Genomic DNA, 18706 nt, shown 5'->3' with positions numbered 1-18706 from the left:
AACAGGACGGGTTGCGGGTGCCGCTGGTGCGCTGGCACTTGCAGCAGGCGCAGGGGCAGCAGCGGGGCCGGCAGGCGGGCGAGAACTGGAAGGAGAAGACATTGCGCGTATTTTCGCCTGCGGGGCCTGGCAGACCAAGAACTAAAGAAACTTACCCCTGGCGCACCTGATGCGCCTGCCCCTCTTGCCAGGCCAGGAAATCATCGACCGGCAGTGGTCGTGCAATGTGATAGCCCTGCGCCTCATCGCACGCCAAGGTGCGCAAGCGCTCCAGAATGGCGGCGGTTTCCACCCCCTCGGCCACCACGGTGAGCCCCAGGTTGTGCGCCAGATCGATGGTCGAGCGCACGATCATCGCGTCGTCCTCGCCCGTCTCCATGCCCATCACAAACGACTTGTCGATCTTGAGCTCATGGACCGGCAGGCGCTTGAGGTAGGCCAGCGAGGAATAGCCGGTGCCGAAGTCGTCAATCGACAGCTTGAAGCCCTGCTCCGACAGCCGGTTGAGCATGGCCTCGGCGCGCTGGGGGTCGTCCATGATGGCGCTTTCGGTGATCTCCAGGCAGAAGGCACTGGCCGGCACGCCATGGCGCACCAGAATGTCGGCAAGGCGGGTGCTGAGTTCCGGGTCGAGCAGATCGCGTGTGGACAGGTTGACCGACACCCGCAGCGCCAGGCCCTGGGTGCGCGGGTCGGCCAGCAGGCGCGCCACCTCTTCGAACATCCACAGCGTGAGCTGCCGCACGAACCCCGTCTGTTCGGCAAACGGAATGAACTGCATGGGCGGCACCAGGCCGCGCTGCGGGTGCTGCCAGCGCACCAGGGCCTCGGCAGCCCGGCCGGGCTGCCCGTGCAGCGGCACCTTGGGCTGCAGGTACAGGCGCAGCTCGTGGTGCTCCACCGCGTGGCGCAGCTCGGTCAGCAGCGACAGGGTCTGCGCGCTGGCCGAATCAAATGAGGCGTCGTACTGCTGTGCCCCGCTGAGCCTTCGCTTGGCGGCATACATGGCGATCTCGGAGCGGCTCAGCAGCGTGTCGGCATCGTCGGCATCGCCAGGCCAGCAGGCAATGCCAATGCCAGCGCTCAGGTCCACCGTCTGGTCCTCGAAGGCCAGCGGCTCTTCGAACGATTGGGTGATGCGCAGCGCCGTGGCATGGGCGGTGGCCGCATCGGCGCCCCGCAGCAGCACGGCGAATTCGTTGCCGCCCAGGCGGGCGACCATGTTGTCGGGCGATGGCACCTGCTGGCGCAGCCGCTCGGCCACCGCCTGCAGCAGGCGGTCACCAAAGGAATAGCCGAGCACGTCGTTCACGTGTTTGAAGCGGTCCAGGTCGAGCGTGAGCACGGCCAGCGGGTTCGGGGGCACCGCGCCGTCGGTGCTGCGCGCAATGGCCAGCACCACAGCCTCGCGAAAGCGCTCCCGGTTGGGCAGGCCGGTGAGGCGATCCCAGTACGCCAGGCGGCGGACCTCGGTTTGCTGCGCAGCAATGTCCCTGCGCATGTGATCGAACGAACGTGCGAGGTTGCCAATCTCGTCGCTGCGGTCGGTGTGTTCCAGCGGCACATCGTATTCACCGCGCGACAGCCGCTGCGTGGCGGCCAGCAGCGAGCGCAGCGGCGTGGTCAGGCGTTGTGCGACCAGCCCCGTGCCCACCGCAAACAACATCACCCCCGCCACGGTGATGATGGCCAGCAGCACCTGCAGCTGCCGGTAGGGGGCGAGCACTTCCTCCACCGACCGCAGCAGCAGCGCCTGCACCTCGCCCCCCACGCTGTCCAGGCGAATGGCCCTCGCCAGCAGGATGCCCTCGGGCGTCTGCAGCTCGCCAGAGGGCACACCCTCGCGCTGCAGCAGCGCCAGCGAGCCTGGCGGCAGCGTGCTGACGGGCACCTTGGCCCTGCCGTCCTCGCCCTTCACGACCAGCGCCACGTGCACAGCCAGCAGCTGCCGCATCTCATCGGCCAGCGGCTGGTTGACCGGGAACCCCATCAGTACCCAGCCAATGACCACCGGTGCGCGCAGCGGCACCATCACGAACTGGTAGGGCACGCCGCCCATCACCGCGATCTGGCTGCCCTGCGGCTGGGCGGCCAGCGGCGGCACCAGCGCGCGCAAGGTGGCCGGAAACGCCTCCATGTTGCCCGCCAGGCTGACCGCGCGCAGTTCCAGGTCGGTGCCCAGCAGCGCGGTGACCGCCGCGCCAATGCGGTTGCCGTGGTTTTCGAGCACCGACTGGATGGTCTCCTCGTCGCCCGAATTCACGGCCGAGCGAAAACCGTAGTCGGCGGCCAGCAAGGCCGAACCCTGGCGCAGCTTGTCGGCGTTCTGCTCCAACAGACGGCGCCAGACGTTTTCATCCAGGTCCAGGGCCTGGGCAATCTGCGCACGGGCATTGCGCTCGATGGTGGCGCGCACCACGGCAAAACCTGCAGCCTGCACGATGAGCAGCAGCAGCAACGTGAGCCCAATCAGCCGCAAGATCAGGCTGCGCCCCAGTTCGCACAGCTTCTTCCGGTTCAAGGCTGCAGCCCTGCCAAACGCACCGATGCCGCCGCAGCACCCGTGGCGGGCACCGTGAGCGCCTGCTCCTGCGCGGGCGCGCCCACGGGCAACCGCGTGTGCCAGGTGCGCAAGGTGTAGGTGCCGGGCGGCACGTTGTCGATCTGCGCCCGGCCCGGTGCGGCAGGTGTGCGGGCGTAGTACGGGGTGTCCACCACCACAATCCAGCCGACCATCTGGTCGTGGATATTGCAGCCCAGCACGGCCACCCCAGGGCGGTCGAACAGCACAGGGTTGGAAGGCGTGCCTGTATAGAGCTTGAGTTCGAACTTCTTGGCCGGAGAGAACGAATAGACGTGGTGGCGCACCGAATCATGGTTGGGGAACCGCACCTCGGTGCCTACGGGCACCACGAGCACGCCGGGCACAAACTGCCGCTTTTCCTGCGCCATCTCCGCCCCGGACAGCGGCCTGACCGCCTTGCGGGCATCGGCGGATTCGAGAAACACCACGGCGTCTGGCAGCGGCCTGCCCGCCGCATCCAGCACCTCCACCTGCACTGTGGCAGCCTGGGCAGCGGTGGGCAGGCCTGCCAGACACGCCACAAACACCACAACCACGCCGGTCAGCGCAGACAAAGCCCTGGTGCGCTGGGCATGGCAGCTGGTGGTCATGGTTCGATGGCCATGCCCAGCAGGGGGGCGCCTTCACCCACGGTGCCCAGCGGCCGGGTGGCCCCTGTGCGCAGGTCTACGAGGTGCAGCCGCGTGTGGCTGTCTACCGAAGTGCGCACCGCAATCAGCGCGGTATTGCCGACGTCCGAAATATCGAACGCCACGTCGGTGAGCCGTGGCAGCCCCAGCGACCCCACGGTGCGCAGCTGGCCGGTGTTGGGCGACACCACAGGCGTGGTGCCTTCGCGTGAGCCCTGCATCACCAGCACGCCGAGGGTCCGGTCGATGGCGTAGTTGGTGGTGATCTTGCTGTCCTGGGCGTTGTAGGTATAGGCGGCGCCTGCGATGTCGGGATTGCGGCCGGCGTGGGTGTCGCTCCACGCATAGCGCAGGGCCGGATCGGGTTGCACACCCTCGACGGCCGGGTCGCCATCCACGGCAGCCCCGGTGTCGGGGTGCAGGCGCAGGTTCTGGCCCGTGTTCGACACCACACGGATCCGGTCGGCCGCAGGGTTGAAATCGAAGCCGAAGGCCGTGCCCCGCAAGCCCAGGACCGCTGGTGCTGGCCCCACGGGGCGCAGCGCGCCAGTGGGAATGTCGAGCGTGTACAGGCGGCCCGCCTGAGAGAGTGCATAGAGCACGCCACGCGCCACCCGAAAGTCGATACCCACCAGCCGCTCACCTGTGGGCAGACCCGTGACGGGGCGCCGCTCCAGGATGCGGTCTGGCTGGCCGGCGTGGAAGGTGATGAGTTCGTGCGAGGCCGTGATCGCAACGACCAGTTCGCGCTGGCTGGATTCTGGCGCGGGTGCGGTGGCGCAACCCGCCAGCGCGGCGCCTACCAGCGCTGCAGCAGCCATGTGGCGCACCAAGGGGAAGGAAAGAGCTTTCATCGTGGGGCCTCGCATCTGTAACGGATTTATACCTGATGGGCCACTCCCGCGTGGCCACAGAGCAATCCAAGGAAAGTGGATTGCTATATTTTGTATAGCATTTGATGCCTTAAATACAGGCGTAAACACCAGTTCTATCTGCAATCTTGCGAAGCAACAATACCGCCATACGCTTTCACAAATGGCAAAAAACTGCCCGCCAATTTGTAACAACGAGCCCATGCACATTGGGCATACCACTATCCGCAAGCGTCATGACACATTTTGTAATTTGTGCCTACACTGCCTTGAACCCGGACGCAGACCAAGGCCATTCAGCAGGTGGCTGACACGGGCACCCTTATTGCTTCGTTCTCCCCACACGATTCATTGTCCCCAGAGACTCCAAGGAACACCATGCAGGCCGCAACGTCACTCAAATCCCTGTCGATTTCCAGCCGGCTGAGCCTGGGCTTTGGCTGCATGCTGGTGCTGCTGGTGGCGGTGGCCGCCGTGGGCCAGCTCTCGGTGGGCAAGGTGCACGAGCAGATGCGCCAGATCACGGGCATCGGCGCCAACAAGGCCAAGCTGGTCAATGGCATGCTGGAGAGTGTGAGCGCCATAGGCATTCAGAGCCGGTCGGCGGCCATGCTCAACGACATCGACCCCAAACAGGCCCGCGAACAGATTGATGCTGTGGCCAAGACGCTCAAGCTGTATGCGACCCAGGAAGCCGCGCTGGCGGAGTTGCTGACCCCCGCCAACGCCACCCCCACCGAGATCAAACTGCTGGGCGAAGTGCAGGCCCTGGGCAAGAAGACCCGCCCCGAACTGGACACAGCCATCAAGGCCGCCGACGACGGCGATACCGTGAGCGCCACCCTGGCGCTGATGACCCGCGTGGCCCCCGCCGAAACCGCCTGGCGCACCAAACTGGGCGAACTCATCGACCTGCAAAACACGCTGAATGCCGAAGCCACTGCATCGGCCGAGCACACGCAGAGCCAGGCCCGCGTGGTGGGCGGGCTGCTGGTGCTGCTGGCCATTGGGTTGGGCGCGCTGATTGCCTGGCGCATCACCACCAGCATCACGGCCCCCATTGGCCGCGCCGTGGTGGTGGCCGAACGCATTGCGCGCGGCGACCTCACCTCGCAGGTCGAAGTGCGCATCCACGACGAAACCGGCCGCCTGCTCGAAGCCATCGCCGCCATGCAGGAACGCCTGCGCACCCTGGTGGGTGAGATTGGCCAGACGGCAGATTCCATCCTGGTCGCCAGCTCGGAAGTGGCCTCGGGCAACCTGGACCTGAGCCAGCGCACCGAACAAACCTCGCACAACCTGCAAAGCGCGGCCAGCTCGCTGGTGGACCTGACCGGTACGGTGTCGCAGAGCGCCGACTCGGCCCGCCAGGCCAACCAGCTCGCGTCCACCGCATCGGATGCCGCCACGCGCGGCGGCGAGGTGGTGTCGCAGGTGGTGCGCACCATGGACACCATCAGCGCCAGCTCGCGCAAGATCGCCGACATCATCAGCGTGATCGACGGCATTGCGTTCCAGACCAACATCCTCGCGCTGAATGCGGCAGTCGAAGCAGCCCGTGCAGGCGAACAAGGCCGGGGCTTTGCCGTGGTGGCCGGCGAGGTGCGCAACCTGGCGGGCCGCTCGGCCAATGCCGCGCGCGAGATCAAGGCGCTGATCGGTACCAGCGTAGACCAGGTGCAGGAAGGCAGCACCCTGGTGAACCACGCCGGCAAGACCATTGAAGAACTGGTGCTTTCGGTGCGCCGTGTGTCGGACATCATGGGCGAGATCACCGCCGCCACACAGGAGCAAAGCCAGCGTATTGGCCACGTGAGCCACTCGGTGGGTGCGCTGGAAGAAATGACCCAGCAGAACGCGGCGCTGGTGGAAGAAGGCGCCGCCGCCGCCGACAGCCTCAAAGACCAGGCCGGGCGCCTCACACAAATGGTGGGCACCTTCCGCCTCACGCGCGACGGCGGCGATGACAACAGCTGGGGGGCAGGCAGCCCCTCAGCATCGCCAATGGCTGTGCCCGCCCCAGCCCGCACCACCGGCAGCCGCCCCCTGTCCTCGCCACCTTCCCGCCCCCGCGCCCTGCCGCGCAGCTAACCGGACTTTGAAACCGGCGCGCCCCACGCCAGGGACGCCCAGCAAGGGCCGCCCCGCAGCGAGGGCGTCGCCCCCAGGCGCCGAGCGCCTCAGGGGGGAAACACGCTCGACCGCAGCGCAGCAAGGTCCAGCACACGCAGGCCGCCATACTCCACACGGATGGCGCCCTGCGCTTCCAACGCGGCTAGCGCCTCGTTCACGCGCTGGCGCGACAGACCCACCAGATAGGCCAGCTCCTGCTGCGTGATGCGCAGCACCTCGCCCACGCCCGGGTACAGCACCGGGTTGAACAGCGACGCCAGGCTGCGGGCCACACGCACATCGGGGTTGTTCAGACGGTCGATCTCGCGCGCGGCGATGAACTGGCCCAGGCGCTCGTTGAGCTGGTTCATCACAAAGCGGTTGAAGCCGATGGAGTGGTCCAGCAGCCAGTGAAAGCTGTCAATCGGCAACCCCGCCACCACACTCTTGCGCAGCGCCTGGATGTTGTAGCGGTAGGGCTCGCGCTTGATGGTGGTGCCCTCGCCAAACCAGCCGCCCGGCGGCAGGCCCGCGTACGTCATGGTCTGGCCCTGGGCGTTGTCCGTGCTCATCTTGAGCAGGCCCTCGACCACACCAAACCAGTAGGTCACCGGGCGCCCCACGCGGCACACATAGTCGCCCGCCTTGGCATCCCCCACCAGCAACGAGGCCACAGCGCGCTCGCGCTCGGCGGGCAGCAGCAGTCGCAGCCAGGGAATGCCGTCCAGCTCATCCGCCGTGGGCGGCCGACGACGCTGGTGCAAAGACAGATCCTGGTTCATGCGTGAGTCCATGGCGCGAAGGTTCTCATGAAAAAGGGCAGTCTGCCGCGATGGGGAAGTGCGGGAATACCACGATCCCAATTGTCGCCAGACCGACAAAAAAATGCCAATCGTGATTGGATGATGTCGCCTCCCCCGGCCGCCGCTGCGCAGGCCCGGGCCTTTTGAGGAGACACACATGCCCGCCGACCTGCCCCCGACCACCGCCCGACCACCGTCCCACATCGCCCGGCGCCAGTTGCTGGCTGCCGCGACCGCCACCATCAGCCTGCCCTGGCTGGGGCTGGGCAGCGCCCGCGCACAGGAAGGGACCATCCGTATTGCACAGTCCACCGCCCTCACCGGCCCGCTGGGCGATCTCGGGTCGGCCATGCACCAGGGTGCCAAGGCGGCGTTTGCGGGCATCAATGCACGGGGTGGCATCCACGGCAAGACCATTGAACTGGTCACGCAGGACGACACCTACGATGTGCCCAAGGCGCTGGCCAATGTGGAGCAGTTCCTGGCAGACCCTGGGTACTTTGCGCTGTTCAACTGCATGGGCACCCCCATGATCGACGCCATGCTGCCCAAGGTGATCGAGAGTGGCATTCCGTTTTTCGCGCCCTTCACCGGCGCCCAGCTGAGCCGTACCAAGGCCCGCAGTGTCTTCAACATTCGCGCCGGCTACGCCGACGAGGCCGAAAAGCTGGTGCAACACCTGTCTACCATCGGCATCCAGCGCATCGGCATCGTCTACCAGAACAACGCGTTCGGCAAAGAGATCTTTACCGCCGCCAAACAGTCGATGGACCGCCTCAAGCTGCCCGAGGCGCTGACGGTGACGGTCGAAAACAACGCGTCGGATGCCGGCGCCGCAGCCACCAAACTGGCAAGCGGCAATCTCGAAGCCATCGTGATCGGCCTGGCAGGCAAGCCCACGCTGGAATTCGTGAAGGCGTTTCGCGCCATCAAGCGCGGCGTGACGCTGTATGCACTGTCGGTGATGGGCACCCCCGCTACGGTGAAGGCCCTGGGCGCAGATGCCACGGGCATGGCCATCTCGCAGGTCGTGCCCCTGCCCTCCAACGTGGTCATGCCGGTGGTGCGCGACTTCCAGGCCGCCTGGAAGGCCTCGGGCGCCGCGGCCGAGCCCTCGCACCTGGCGCTGGAGGGCTACATCAACGCCCGCGTCTTTGCCGAGGCCCTGCAGCGCGCGGGCCGCAACCCCACACGAGCCGCTTTCATCGACGCCACCTGGAACCTCAAGAAGTGGGACCTGGGTGGCTTCGAGATCAACGCCAGCACCCCCGACCGCAATGCATCGCGGTTTGTGGAGCTGACGCTGGTGGGGCGCGACGGCAGGTTTATCCGGTGATCCCCGGGGTTGCTGCGCCGCCCCCACCCGGACGCTGGTGGGCCGGTGACGCCGACTCCACCGTGGCTCTCGCTTTGCGTGGAGCTAGGTGTTGAAAGCACAGCGCCTCACAAAACAATTATCAAATAGATAGCTATTAGCGCTTACAGGATAAGCGCTAGAGGCTGTTTTAACTGATTTTTTTACTACTGCGCCGCCACACCATACCGGTAGCCCTTGAACGACCAGACAGTACGCCCAGGCTCGATCTTTTCCAGCACTAGGCCGGGTGCCGCCTGGTCGCCTTCGTGCAGCACCTGTCCGTTGACGATGGCCATGCGGTAGGCCGGATTGTTCGAATGGGTGGCGCCCGTCACCTTGAGCGCAGGCAACTGCGTGCGCAAGGCCTCGGGCAGGTCTCCCTGCGCAAACACGGGGCTGGCGGGCGGTGGTGCAACTCCGGCGTCTGGTGACGGCCGTGGCGCAGGCGCTGAGGGGGCCTGGGGGGCGGGCGCAGCTGCCGGGCTGCGCGGGCGCGCGGGCTGCTCGGCTGCGGGGGCGCGGGCCGCCGCAGGAGCCGCCACCACCACGGAGGCCACGGGCCGCTCACGTTCACGCGGGGGTGGCTGAGGTGCTGCGCTGCGTTTGTCTGCCGGGCGCTTGTCGGCGCTGCGGGGCTCAAGCGGTGCCATCGGTGCGGGTGCGGGTGCCGGGGCAGGCTCCGGCGCGGGCACGGGGGGCGGCAGCGGGGTTGGCGCTGCCACGGGGGGCGCCACGGCAGCGGGCGTTGGCACAGCCGGGGCCGCTGCCACCACCACAGCCGGGGCCTGGGGCCGCAGGGCCCACCAGGTGCCGCCGGCCGCCAGCGCAGCGGCTCCGACCACGCCCGCTGCGACAAACCACAGGTTGATCGGCCCGGCCTGACCCGGCATGGAGGAAGCGCCAGAAGTGGGCGCAGCCTGCGTGTGCAGGCCCGGCACGGCGCCCCGGCCGCGTTCGGCATCGGCACGCCGCAGGGCATCAAGGATGTAGGACATGGTTAAGGCGTGTTCCGCAGACGTGGCTCGTTCACGCCCGTGGCGCGGTTGAGCAGCATGAGGGTCAGGGGGCCGGCGCGGCCGTCGGGCGTCACGCCCTGGGCCAGCTGGAACCGGTGGATGCGCGACTGGCGCTGAGCGGGTGTCACCGGCTTGCTGCCGGGGCCCGAGCCACCGGCGGCCTTGCTCGCCAGCCGTTGGTCCAGCCATGCCGCGCCCGCCGGTGAATCGGTGATCTCGCCCCGGTCGGGCATGCCCACCGGGGCGCGCCACAGCGTGGCAATCTCGCCGCGCCAGACCTGGGCCAGCTCGGCCACGGGCACGCGCAAGCTGCGGCTGCCGCCTTCGAGCGTGGCGTTGTCGCCATCCAGTCCACGCAGCAAGACCGAGACAGGGGCCTCGGCCTCTTCCGACGGGTACAGCGCAAGCAGGACGGGCCGGTCGATCTGGCGCACCAGGTTCAGGCCCGCACGGCGGTTGCGGTAGCAGCGCAAGCCCTCGCGCGGCAGGGTAGTGCAGGCATCGGCGCCCGCAGGCAAAGCCGCCCCCCAGGCCGAGGCCAGCGCCTGCCAGGCCGGCGCATCGGTGGCAGGCTGGGCCTGCATAAATTGGTCCAGCGCAGAAGACGGTGCCGCCGATGACGCCGGTACAGCGGGCGCGGCAGCTACCGGGGCGGAGGCAGCCGCAGCGGATGCGGGCAGCACTGCCGCAGGCGCCGCAGCCGCCGGGGGTTTCGCGCCCAAGCTGGACGCCGCCCCCTGCGCCACGGCGGCACCAGGGCCTGTGGTGGCCACCTGCGGGCCGCCACGGTGCGCAGGCCACACCCCCATGCCCCAGCCCGCAGCCGCCACCGCTGCAGCACCCGCCACGGCACCCAGGCCCGCCAGAGCCCAGCGTGGCAGTCCCGCCTGCCGGGCGCTGCGCGCTGCAGCGGCCGAGGCCGGCGCATCGAAGACCTCGCGCGCGGCGCGGTTGACGATGGCCCGGTTCACCTGCCGCGCGCCAGCCGCATAGGCACCGAGCAGCGCCCGGTCGCATAGCAGGTTGATGCGCCGGGGCACGCCGTGCGAGAGCGCATGCACACGCCGCAGGGCACCCCGGTCAAACGGCAGCGGCCCGGTGAGCCCGGCCACGGCCAGGCGGTGTGCGATGTACTGCTGTGTCTCCTGCGGGCTCAGTGCGCCCAGGTGAAAACGCGCAATCACGCGCTGGGCCAATTGCTCCATCGACGGCTTGGCCACCATGGCGCGCAGCTCGGGCTGGCCGATGAGGATGATCTGCAGCAGCTTGCGCTCGCTGGTCTCCAGGTTGGTCAACAGCCGCAGCTGCTCCAGCACGTCGGCCGAGAGGTTCTGTGCCTCGTCGATGATGAGCACGGTGTTGCGCCCGGCGGCGTGCGCCGCCAGCAGCGAGGCGTTGAGCGGGTCGATGTAATCCTTGACCGTTTCCACACCGCCCGGCACGGTGGGCTTGTGCGGCACCCCGAACTCGTCGCAGATGGAACGCAGCAGCTCACGCACCGTGAGCTTGGGATTGAAGATGTAGGCCACGTTGCAGTGCGACGGGATCTGCTCCAGAAAGCAGCGGCACACGGTGGTCTTGCCCGCCCCCACCTCGCCCGTGAGCAGCACGAAGCCCCCCCCTGCATCCAGTCCATAGAGCAGGTGGGCCAGCGCCTCGCGGTGCCGCTCGCTCATGAACAGGTAGCGGGGGTCGGGGGCGATGGAGAACGGCGGGTGCTGAAGGCCGAAGAACGGGGCGTACATAGCCCGTGAGGATACCGCCCCCCTGTGAAGCGTTCCGCGATACCCCGTCCGCCACCCTCGCCAATCGGCCATTCGCAGTGCGTCAGGGTTTTACCCGAGGAGTAGTTTCCCGTAAATTGTCGTCGGCAAGACAAGATGACGTCAAAGTCAGTCCTAGCATCCATCCCATACACAGATACGCAGCCACAAGGCCGCGCTCCCGGCAGTCACCGGACGGACACCTCTTACTTTCAGGAACCTGCAATGTTGACCACGTTCCCGCAATTGCTGCTCAAGCATGCCGCCGAGCGCCCCACGGCCCCGGCCCTGCGCGAAAAAGAATATGGCATCTGGCAAACCCACAGCTGGGCTGACCTGGTGCGGCTGGTGGAGCAGGTGGCCGCCGGCCTGCACCTGGCCGGGCTGCAGCGCCATGAACACATGGTGGTGATCGGCGCCAACCGCCCCCGCCTCTACGCCACCATGCTGGCCGCGCAGTCACTGGGCGCGATTCCTGTTCCGCTGTACCAGGACGCCGTGGGGGCCGAATGCGTGTTCCCGCTCAACAACGCCGAAGTGCGCTTTTGCCTGGTGGAAGACCAGGAGCAGGTGGACAAGCTGCTGGAGATCCGCGAGCAATGCCCCCAGATTTCGAACATCTACTTTGACGACCCGCGCGGCCTGCGCAACTACGAGGAACAGGGCCTGGCGTCGCTGGACTCGCTGATCGAAGCAGGCAAGGCGCACGTCGCCAAGAACCCCCAGTGGTTCCAGAGCGAGGTCGCCAAGGCCCAGCCCGACGATGTGGCGGCGATGTTCTTCACCTCGGGCACCACGGGCAACCCCAAGGGCGTGGTACACACCCACAGCACCCTGCTGGACCGCGCCAGCGCAGGTGCCGAGTTCGACAAGCTCACCAGCAGCGAAGAAGTGCTGGCCTACCTGCCCCCGGCCTGGATCGGCCAGAACATCTTCAGCTACGCCCAGTGGCTGGCCTGCGGCTACGTGGTCAACTGCCCCGAGTCGGCCAGCACGGTGACCATCGACCTGAAGGAAGTCGGCCCCACCTACTACTTTGCGCCGCCGCGCATTTTTGAAGGCCTGCTGACCAGCGTGATGATCCGCATGGAAGACGCAGGCACCATCAAGCGCGCCATGTTCCACGCCTGCATGAGCGTGGCCAAGCGGGTGGGCCCCGCCCTCATGGACGGCGAACCCGTGGGCACCCTGGACCGCATCAAGTACGCGCTGGGCAACCTGCTGGTGTACGGCCCGCTGCGCAACAACCTGGGCTTTAGCCGCGTGCGCGTGGCGTACACGGCAGGCGAGGCCATTGGCCCGGATCTGTTCACGTTCTACCGCTCCATCGGCATCAACCTCAAGCAGCTGTATGGCTCCACCGAGACCGCCGTGTTCGTGTGCCTGCAGCCCGACAACCAGGCGCGCGCCGACACGGTGGGCGTGCCGATTCGCGGTGTGGAGATCAAGGTGGCCGACAACGGCGAGATCCTCGTCAAGTCCGCCGGCCTGCTCAAGGAGTACTACAAGAACCCCAAGGCCACGGCCGAGGTGCTCACCGCCGATGGCTGGTACCACACCAGCGATGCAGGATTCCTCGACGCACACGGCCACCTCAAGATCATTGACCGCGTGAAGGACGTGGGCCGCATCAAGGGCGGCGCCAACGATGGCGCCATGTTTGCGCCCAAGTATGTGGAGAACAAGCTCAAGTTCTTCCCGCACATCAAGGAAGTGGTCGCGCTGGGCGACGGCCGCGAGAAGGTGTGTGTGATGGTCAACATCGATTTCGACGCCGTGGGCAACTGGGCAGAACGCCGCAACCTGCCCTACGCGGGCTACACCGACCTGGCACAAAAGCCCGAGGTGTACGAGCTGATCCGCGAGTGCATCGAAAAGGTCAACGCCGACCTCGCCACCGACACCATGCTGGCGGGCAGCCAGGTCAGCCGCTTCCTGGTGCTGCACAAGGAGCTGGACGCGGACGACGGCGAACTCACGCGCACCAACAAGGTCCGCCGGGGATTCATTGCCGAAAAGTACGCGGTGCTGGTGGATGCGCTGTACGCAGGCCGCACCGAGCAGTACATCGAGACCCAGGTCAAGTTCGAGGACGGCCGCACAGGCAGCGTAAGCGCCACCCTGAAGCTGTCGGACACAAAGACCTTCGCGCCCGTCAAGGCTGCAGCATGAAACCCGCTCTCTACCCGCCCGAGCAGCAACACCCCACCATGACCAAAAAGAAGATCGGCGACGTCATCCTGGACGTCAAGAACATCAGCCTGCGGTTTGGCGGCGTGAAGGCGCTGACCGACATCTCGTTCAACGTGAAAGAGCACGAGATCCGCGCCATCATCGGCCCCAACGGCGCGGGCAAAAGCTCCATGCTCAACTGCATCAACGGCGTGTACACGCCGCAGGACGGCTCGATCACCTTCCGGGGCAAGACGTTCTCGCACATGAACTCGCGCCAGGTGGCCGAGATGGGCGTGGCGCGCACATTCCAGAACCTGGCGCTGTTCAAGGGCATGAGCGTGATCGACAACATCATGACCGGCCGCAACCTCAAGATCAAAAGCAACCTGCTGATGCAGGCGCTGCGTATCGGCCCGGCCGAGCGCGAGGAGATCCGCCACCGCGAGTACGTCGAGCACATCATCGACTTCCTGGAAATCCAGGCGTTTCGCAAGACGCCCGTGGGCCAGCTGCCCTATGGCCTGCAAAAGCGCGTGGACCTGGGCCGCGCCCTGGCCATGGAGCCGCAGGTGCTGCTGCTGGACGAGCCCATGGCCGGCATGAACGTGGAAGAAAAGCAGGACATGTGCCGCTTCATCCTCGATGTGAACGACGAGTTCGGCACGACCATCGTGCTCATCGAGCACGACATGGGCGTGGTGATGGACATCAGCGACCGCGTGGTGGTGCTCGACTACGGCAAGAAGATCGGCGACGGCAGCCCCGACGAAGTGCGCAACAACGAAGACGTGATCAGTGCCTATCTGGGCACAAGCCACTGATCGGGAGAACAACTCATGGCATTCTTTTTGGAAACCCTCATCGGCGGCCTCATGGCTGGCATGCTGTATTCGCTGGTGGCGCTGGGCTTTGTGCTGATCTACAAGGCTTCAGGCGTGTTCAACTTCGCGCAGGGCGCGATGGTGCTGTTTGCAGCGCTGGCCATGGCCCGCTTTGCCGAATGGATCCCCAAGTGGACCGGCATCGACAACCCCATCGTGGCCAACCTGGCCGCCTTCGTGATTGCGGGCGCCATCATGTTCGTGGTGGCCTGGCTGATTGAAAAGCTGGTGCTGCGCCACCTGGTCAACCAGGAAGGTGCCACGCTGCTGATGGCCACATTGGGCATCACGTACTTTCTTGAAGGCCTGGGCCAGACGCTGTTTGGTAGCGACATCTACAAAATCGACGTGGGCATGCCCAAGGAGCCCATTTTTGCTTTTGACACGGTGTTCCAGGGCGGCATCCTGATCAACAAGGAAGACGTGATTGCTGCCGCCATTGCCGCTGCGCTGGTGGCCCTGCTGTCGGTGTTCTTTCAGAAAACCTCGACCGGCCGCGCACTGCGCGCCGTGGCCGACGACCACCAGGCGGCCCAATCCATCGGCATCCCTTTGAACCGCATCTGGGTGATCGTGTGGTGCGTGGCAGGTGTGGTGGCCCTGGTGGCCGGGATGATCTGGGGCAGCAAGCTCGGGGTGCAGTTCTCGCTCACCACGGTGGCCCTGCGTGCGCTGCCGGTGGTGATCCTGGGCGGCCTGACTTCGGTACCCGGCGCCATCATCGGCGGCCTGATCATCGGCGTGGGCGAGAAGCTCTCCGAGGTGTACCTGGGCCCGTTCGTGGGCGGGGGCATCGAGATCTGGTTTGCGTATGTGCTGGCGCTGGTGTTCCTCCTGTTCAGACCGCAAGGTTTGTTCGGAGAAAAGATCATCGACCGCGTGTAACCCATAACAACAAGAACAGGAGACTTCCATGCTCTACCGCGAAAACGGCCAGTTCAAGACGAGCTACCGCGCTGACCAGCAGATCTTTCCGATCGCGCAGGACCGCATTGCCATCGGCATCATCCTGGCCATCGCCTTCATCGCTGTGCCCATGCTGGCCAGCGACTACATCTTCCGTGCCATCCTGATCCCCTTCGTCATCATGGCGCTGGCGGCCCTGGGGGTGAACATCCTGGTGGGCTACTGCGGCCAGATCTCGCTGGGCTCGGGCGCCTTCATGGCCGTGGGCGCCTACGGGGCCTACAACTTCTTCGTGCGTTTCCCCGGCATGCCGCTGATCCCGGCCCTGATCCTGGGCGGGCTGTGCGCCACGTTCTTCGGCATCCTGTTCGGGCTGCCCAGCCTGCGCGTCAAGGGGCTGTACCTGGCCGTGGCGACGCTGGCCGCGCAGTTCTTCAGCGACTGGATGTTCCTGCGCATCAAGTGGTTCACCAACAACTCCGACTCGGGCTCGGTGTCGGTCACCAACCTGCAGGTGCTGGGCATGCCGATCGAAAGCGCCACCAGCAAGTACATCTTCTGCCTGGCCATCCTGGTGGTGGTGGCCCTGCTGGCCAAGAACCTGGTGCGCGGCGCCATCGGGCGTGAGTGGATGGCCATCCGTGACATGGACGTGGCTGCGGCCGTGATCGGCATCCGCCCCATGTACGCCAAGCTCAGCGCGTTTGCGGTCAGCTCGTTCATCGTGGGCATGGCCGGTGCGCTGTGGGCCTTTGTGCACCTGGGCGCTTGGGAGCCTGCGGCCTTCTCGGTGGAAATTTCGTTCCGCCTGCTGTTCATGGTGATCATCGGCGGGCTCGGCTCGATCATGGGTGGCTTCTTTGGTGCGGCCTTCATCGTGGTGCTGCCCATCGTGCTCAACCAGTTCCTGCCGGCCTTCATGGGGATCTTTGGCATCGAGGTGTCCACCGCCGGTGTCTCGCATGCCGAGCTGATGATCTTCGGAGCTCTGATCGTGTGGTTCCTCATCGTGGAGCCCCATGGCCTGGCCAAGCTGTGGTCCACCGCCAAACAAAAACTCCGCCTCTGGCCCTTCCCCCACTGATCCCCTGCCAGTTTTCCCCGTGCTTCAACACATTCATCCAAAGGAGACATCCATGAAGCTTTCGAAACTCGTGATCGCCGCTGCGGTGGTTGCTGCCGGTGCCTCGTCCGTTGCGACGAGCGCCCTCGCACAAGCCAAGGAGCAGTTCTTCCCGCTGCTGTCCTACCGCACAGGACCCTACGCACCCAACGGTGTGCCATGGGCCAACGGCAAGCAGGACTACATCAAGATGATCAACGCCCGCGACGGCGGCATCAACGGTGTGAAGCTGACCTTTGAAGAATGCGAAACCGGCTATGCCACCGACCGTGGCGTGGAATGCTACGAACGCCTCAAGAGCCGCCCTGGCGTGTCTCTGTTCGACCCCCAGGCCACCGGCATCACCTTTGCGCTGACCGAAAAAGCGCCCGTGGACAAGATCCCGCTGATGACGCTGGGCTATGGCCTGTCGGTGGCGCAGGACGGCCAGGCGTTCAAGTGGAACTTCCCGTTCATGGGCAGCTACTGGACAGGCGCCGACATCCTGATCCAGCACATTGGCAAGGCCAACGGCGGTCTGGACAAGCTCAAGGGCAAGAAGATTGCGCTGGTGTACCACGACAGCCCGTTTGGCAAGGAGCCCATCCCGCTGCTGCAAGAACGCGCCAAGATGCACGGCTTTGAGCTGCAGATGCTGCCCGTGACCGCACCCGGCGTGGAGCAAAAAGCCACCTGGCTGCAAGTGCGCCAGAGCCGCCCTGACTACGTGCTGCTGTGGGGCTGGGGCGTGATGAACTCCACCGCCCTCAAGGAAGCCCAGGCCACCGGCTACCCGCGCGACAAGATGTATGGCGTGTGGTGGGCCGGTGCGGAGCCGGATGTGCGTGATGTGGGCGAAGGCGCCAAGGGCTACAACGCGCTGGCACTGAACACCTCGGGCCAGCAGCCCAAGGTGATCCAGGACATCCTGAAGAACGTGCACGACAAGGGCCAGGGCACGGGTCCCAAGGACGAAGTGGGCTCGGTGCTGTACACGCGCGGCGTGATCATCCAGATGCTGGCCGTCGAATCGGTGCGCCGCGCACAGGAGCGTTTTGGCAAGGGCAAGGTCATGACCGGCGAACAAGTGCGCTGGGGCATGGAAAACCTGGCCCTGGACCAGAAGAAGCTCGATGCGCTGGGCTTTGGCGGCGTGATGCGTCCGCTGTCCACCAGCTGCGCTGACCACATGGGATCCACCTGGGCGCGCGTCCACACCTGGGATGGCAGCAAGTGGAACTTCTCGTCCGACTGGTACCAGGCCGATGAGCAGATCTTGAAGCCCATGGTCAAGGCCGGTGCGGACAAGTACCTGGCCGACAAGAAGATGACGCGCCGCGACGCTGCGGACTGCCAGAGCTAAGCACATCCCCCTGAGCGGCTTTGCCGCTTCCCCCTTCTCTCTTAGCGCTTCGCGCTGCGGGAAGGGGGACGCCACCAGCGCGGCGGGGCGGCCCTTGCGCGGTGGCACTGGTATTTCAGGCTGCGACCGTTTCAAGGGCCAGTGACGTAACGGCTGCTTTCTGGCAGCCGCCAATCCAAAGGGTTGTGCAACAGCTCTTTGGATTGGTACAGGAAGGCAACACCATGGACTCCAACAGCAATATCGTTCTCAACGTCAACGGCATCGAGGTCATCTACAACCACGTGATCCTGGTGCTCAAGGGCGTGTCACTGCAGGTGCCGCAGGGCTCCATCGTGGCCATTCTGGGGGGGAACGGGGCGGGCAAGACGACCACGCTGCGCGCCATCTCCAACCTGCTGCAGGGCGAGCGGGGCGAGGTCACCAAGGGTTCCATCGAGCTGCGCGGCGAGCGCATCGAAAACCTCTCGCCCGCGGACCTGGTGCAGCGTGGCGTGGTGCAGGTGATGGAGGGGCGCCACTGTTTTGCCCACCTGACGATTGAAGAGAACCTGATGACGGGCAGCTACACCCGTACCAGCAAGGCCGAGATCGCAGCCAACCTGGAGAAGGTCTACAACTACTTTCCGCGCCTCAAGACGCGCCGCACCTCGCAGGCCGCCTACACCTCGGGTGGCGAGCAGCAGATGTGCGCCATCGGCCGCGCGCTCATGGCCAACCCCAGCATGGTGCTGCTGGACGAGCCCTCGATGGGCCTGGCGCCGCAGATCGTGGAGGAGGTGTTCAACATCGTGAAGGACCTGAACACCAAAGAAAAGGTCACCTTCCTGCTGGCCGAGCAGAACACCAACATGGCGCTCAAGTATTCCGACTACGGCTACATCATGGAAAGCGGCCGCGTGGTGATGGACGGCGCAGCGAGCGACCTGGCCAACAACGAGGACGTCAAGGAGTTCTACCTGGGCGTGGGCGGCGGCGAGCGCAAGAGTTTCAAGGATGTCAAAAGCTACAAGCGGCGCAAGCGCTGGCTTGCTTAGGGAGCCCCCTGAGGCGCTGACGCGCCATCCCCCTCAGGGGGACGCACCCGGTGGCCTGGCAAAGCCAGTTCCACGGGTGCGCTGGTGGGGCATCGCGGGCGGCCAG

General features: G+C 65.9%; 14 protein-coding genes. 8 read left to right on the top strand and 6 right to left on the bottom strand.

Annotated elements, in window-relative coordinates:
- Positions 1-151: 151 nt before the first annotated feature.
- From AC2YJX_RS17670 to AC2YJX_RS17660, 3 genes are read right to left on the bottom strand one after another with little or no spacing between them, the layout of a single operon-like run.
- Positions 152-2521 carry a putative bifunctional diguanylate cyclase/phosphodiesterase gene (locus AC2YJX_RS17670; protein WP_487256811.1) on the bottom strand — a complete coding sequence of 790 codons (2370 nt, stop codon included), beginning with the start codon at positions 2519-2521 and terminating at the stop codon, positions 152-154.
- Entirely contained in the window at positions 2518-3174 is a 657-nt protein-coding gene (locus tag AC2YJX_RS17665) for a methylamine utilization protein (protein WP_199727043.1), read from the bottom strand. The genes AC2YJX_RS17670 and AC2YJX_RS17665 overlap by 4 nt, the downstream gene beginning before the upstream one ends.
- The gene (locus AC2YJX_RS17660) at positions 3171-4067 is read right to left on the bottom strand and encodes a DUF4394 domain-containing protein (protein ID WP_121507712.1); all 897 of its coding nucleotides are present in this window, start codon (positions 4065-4067) and stop codon (positions 3171-3173) included. Before AC2YJX_RS17660 ends, AC2YJX_RS17665 begins: the two co-directional genes overlap by 4 nt.
- Positions 4068-4463: 396 nt before the next feature.
- Here AC2YJX_RS17660 and AC2YJX_RS17655 point away from each other — a divergent pair, with 396 nt between their 5' ends.
- Positions 4464-6176, top strand: coding sequence for a methyl-accepting chemotaxis protein (locus AC2YJX_RS17655; protein WP_228897511.1), 1713 nt, complete (start codon positions 4464-4466; stop codon positions 6174-6176).
- 89 nt (positions 6177-6265) lie between these two features.
- Here the strand turns inward: AC2YJX_RS17655 and AC2YJX_RS17650 are convergent, their stop codons facing one another.
- A complete protein-coding gene (locus tag AC2YJX_RS17650; RefSeq protein ID WP_199727044.1) occupies positions 6266-6979 on the bottom strand; it encodes a Crp/Fnr family transcriptional regulator in 714 nt (237 codons plus the stop codon).
- Positions 6980-7157: 178 nt separating this feature from the next.
- Here AC2YJX_RS17650 and AC2YJX_RS17645 point away from each other — a divergent pair, with 178 nt between their 5' ends.
- Positions 7158-8336 carry an ABC transporter substrate-binding protein gene (locus tag AC2YJX_RS17645; protein ID WP_487256810.1) on the top strand — a complete coding sequence of 393 codons (1179 nt, stop codon included), beginning with the start codon at positions 7158-7160 and terminating at the stop codon, positions 8334-8336.
- Positions 8337-8521: 185 nt separating this feature from the next.
- On the opposite strand, the gene AC2YJX_RS17640 is transcribed toward AC2YJX_RS17645, so the two are convergent.
- Together AC2YJX_RS17640 and AC2YJX_RS17635 are read right to left on the bottom strand one after the other, a co-directional pair.
- Complete coding sequence (locus AC2YJX_RS17640; RefSeq protein WP_228897520.1) at positions 8522-9352, bottom strand: general secretion pathway protein GspB; 831 nt, start codon at positions 9350-9352, stop codon at positions 8522-8524.
- Positions 9353-9354: 2 nt separating this feature from the next.
- A complete protein-coding gene (locus AC2YJX_RS17635) occupies positions 9355-11118 on the bottom strand; it encodes an ExeA family protein (RefSeq protein ID WP_487256809.1) in 1764 nt (587 codons plus the stop codon).
- Positions 11119-11361: 243 nt separating this feature from the next.
- Between AC2YJX_RS17635 and AC2YJX_RS17630 the strand changes: the two genes are divergently transcribed.
- The 6 genes from AC2YJX_RS17630 to AC2YJX_RS17605 all read left to right on the top strand — a co-directional run bounded on the left by AC2YJX_RS17630 (position 11362) and on the right by AC2YJX_RS17605 (position 18600).
- Complete coding sequence (locus tag AC2YJX_RS17630) at positions 11362-13308, top strand: AMP-dependent synthetase/ligase (RefSeq protein WP_121507718.1); 1947 nt, start codon at positions 11362-11364, stop codon at positions 13306-13308.
- A 38-nt stretch (positions 13309-13346) separates the two neighbouring features.
- A complete protein-coding gene (locus tag AC2YJX_RS17625; protein ID WP_055400027.1) occupies positions 13347-14132 on the top strand; it encodes an ABC transporter ATP-binding protein in 786 nt (261 codons plus the stop codon).
- A 15-nt stretch (positions 14133-14147) separates the two neighbouring features.
- Positions 14148-15077 carry a branched-chain amino acid ABC transporter permease gene (locus AC2YJX_RS17620; RefSeq protein ID WP_055400015.1) on the top strand — a complete coding sequence of 310 codons (930 nt, stop codon included), beginning with the start codon at positions 14148-14150 and terminating at the stop codon, positions 15075-15077.
- Between the two features lie 28 nt (positions 15078-15105).
- Positions 15106-16182, top strand: coding sequence for a branched-chain amino acid ABC transporter permease (locus tag AC2YJX_RS17615; protein ID WP_055400013.1), 1077 nt, complete (start codon positions 15106-15108; stop codon positions 16180-16182).
- Between the two features lie 52 nt (positions 16183-16234).
- Positions 16235-17563 (top strand): ABC transporter substrate-binding protein, encoded by a 1329-nt coding sequence (locus AC2YJX_RS17610; RefSeq protein ID WP_055400011.1) that lies wholly within the window; start codon positions 16235-16237, stop codon positions 17561-17563.
- Between the two features lie 224 nt (positions 17564-17787).
- A complete protein-coding gene (locus AC2YJX_RS17605; protein WP_055400025.1) occupies positions 17788-18600 on the top strand; it encodes an ABC transporter ATP-binding protein in 813 nt (270 codons plus the stop codon).
- Positions 18601-18706 lie beyond the last annotated feature (106 nt).

Source organism: Acidovorax sp. SRI_002, from assembly GCF_057586455.1.
Note: the sequence above shows the minus strand (reverse complement) of the source record. Positions and strands in the feature narration are given on the sequence as shown.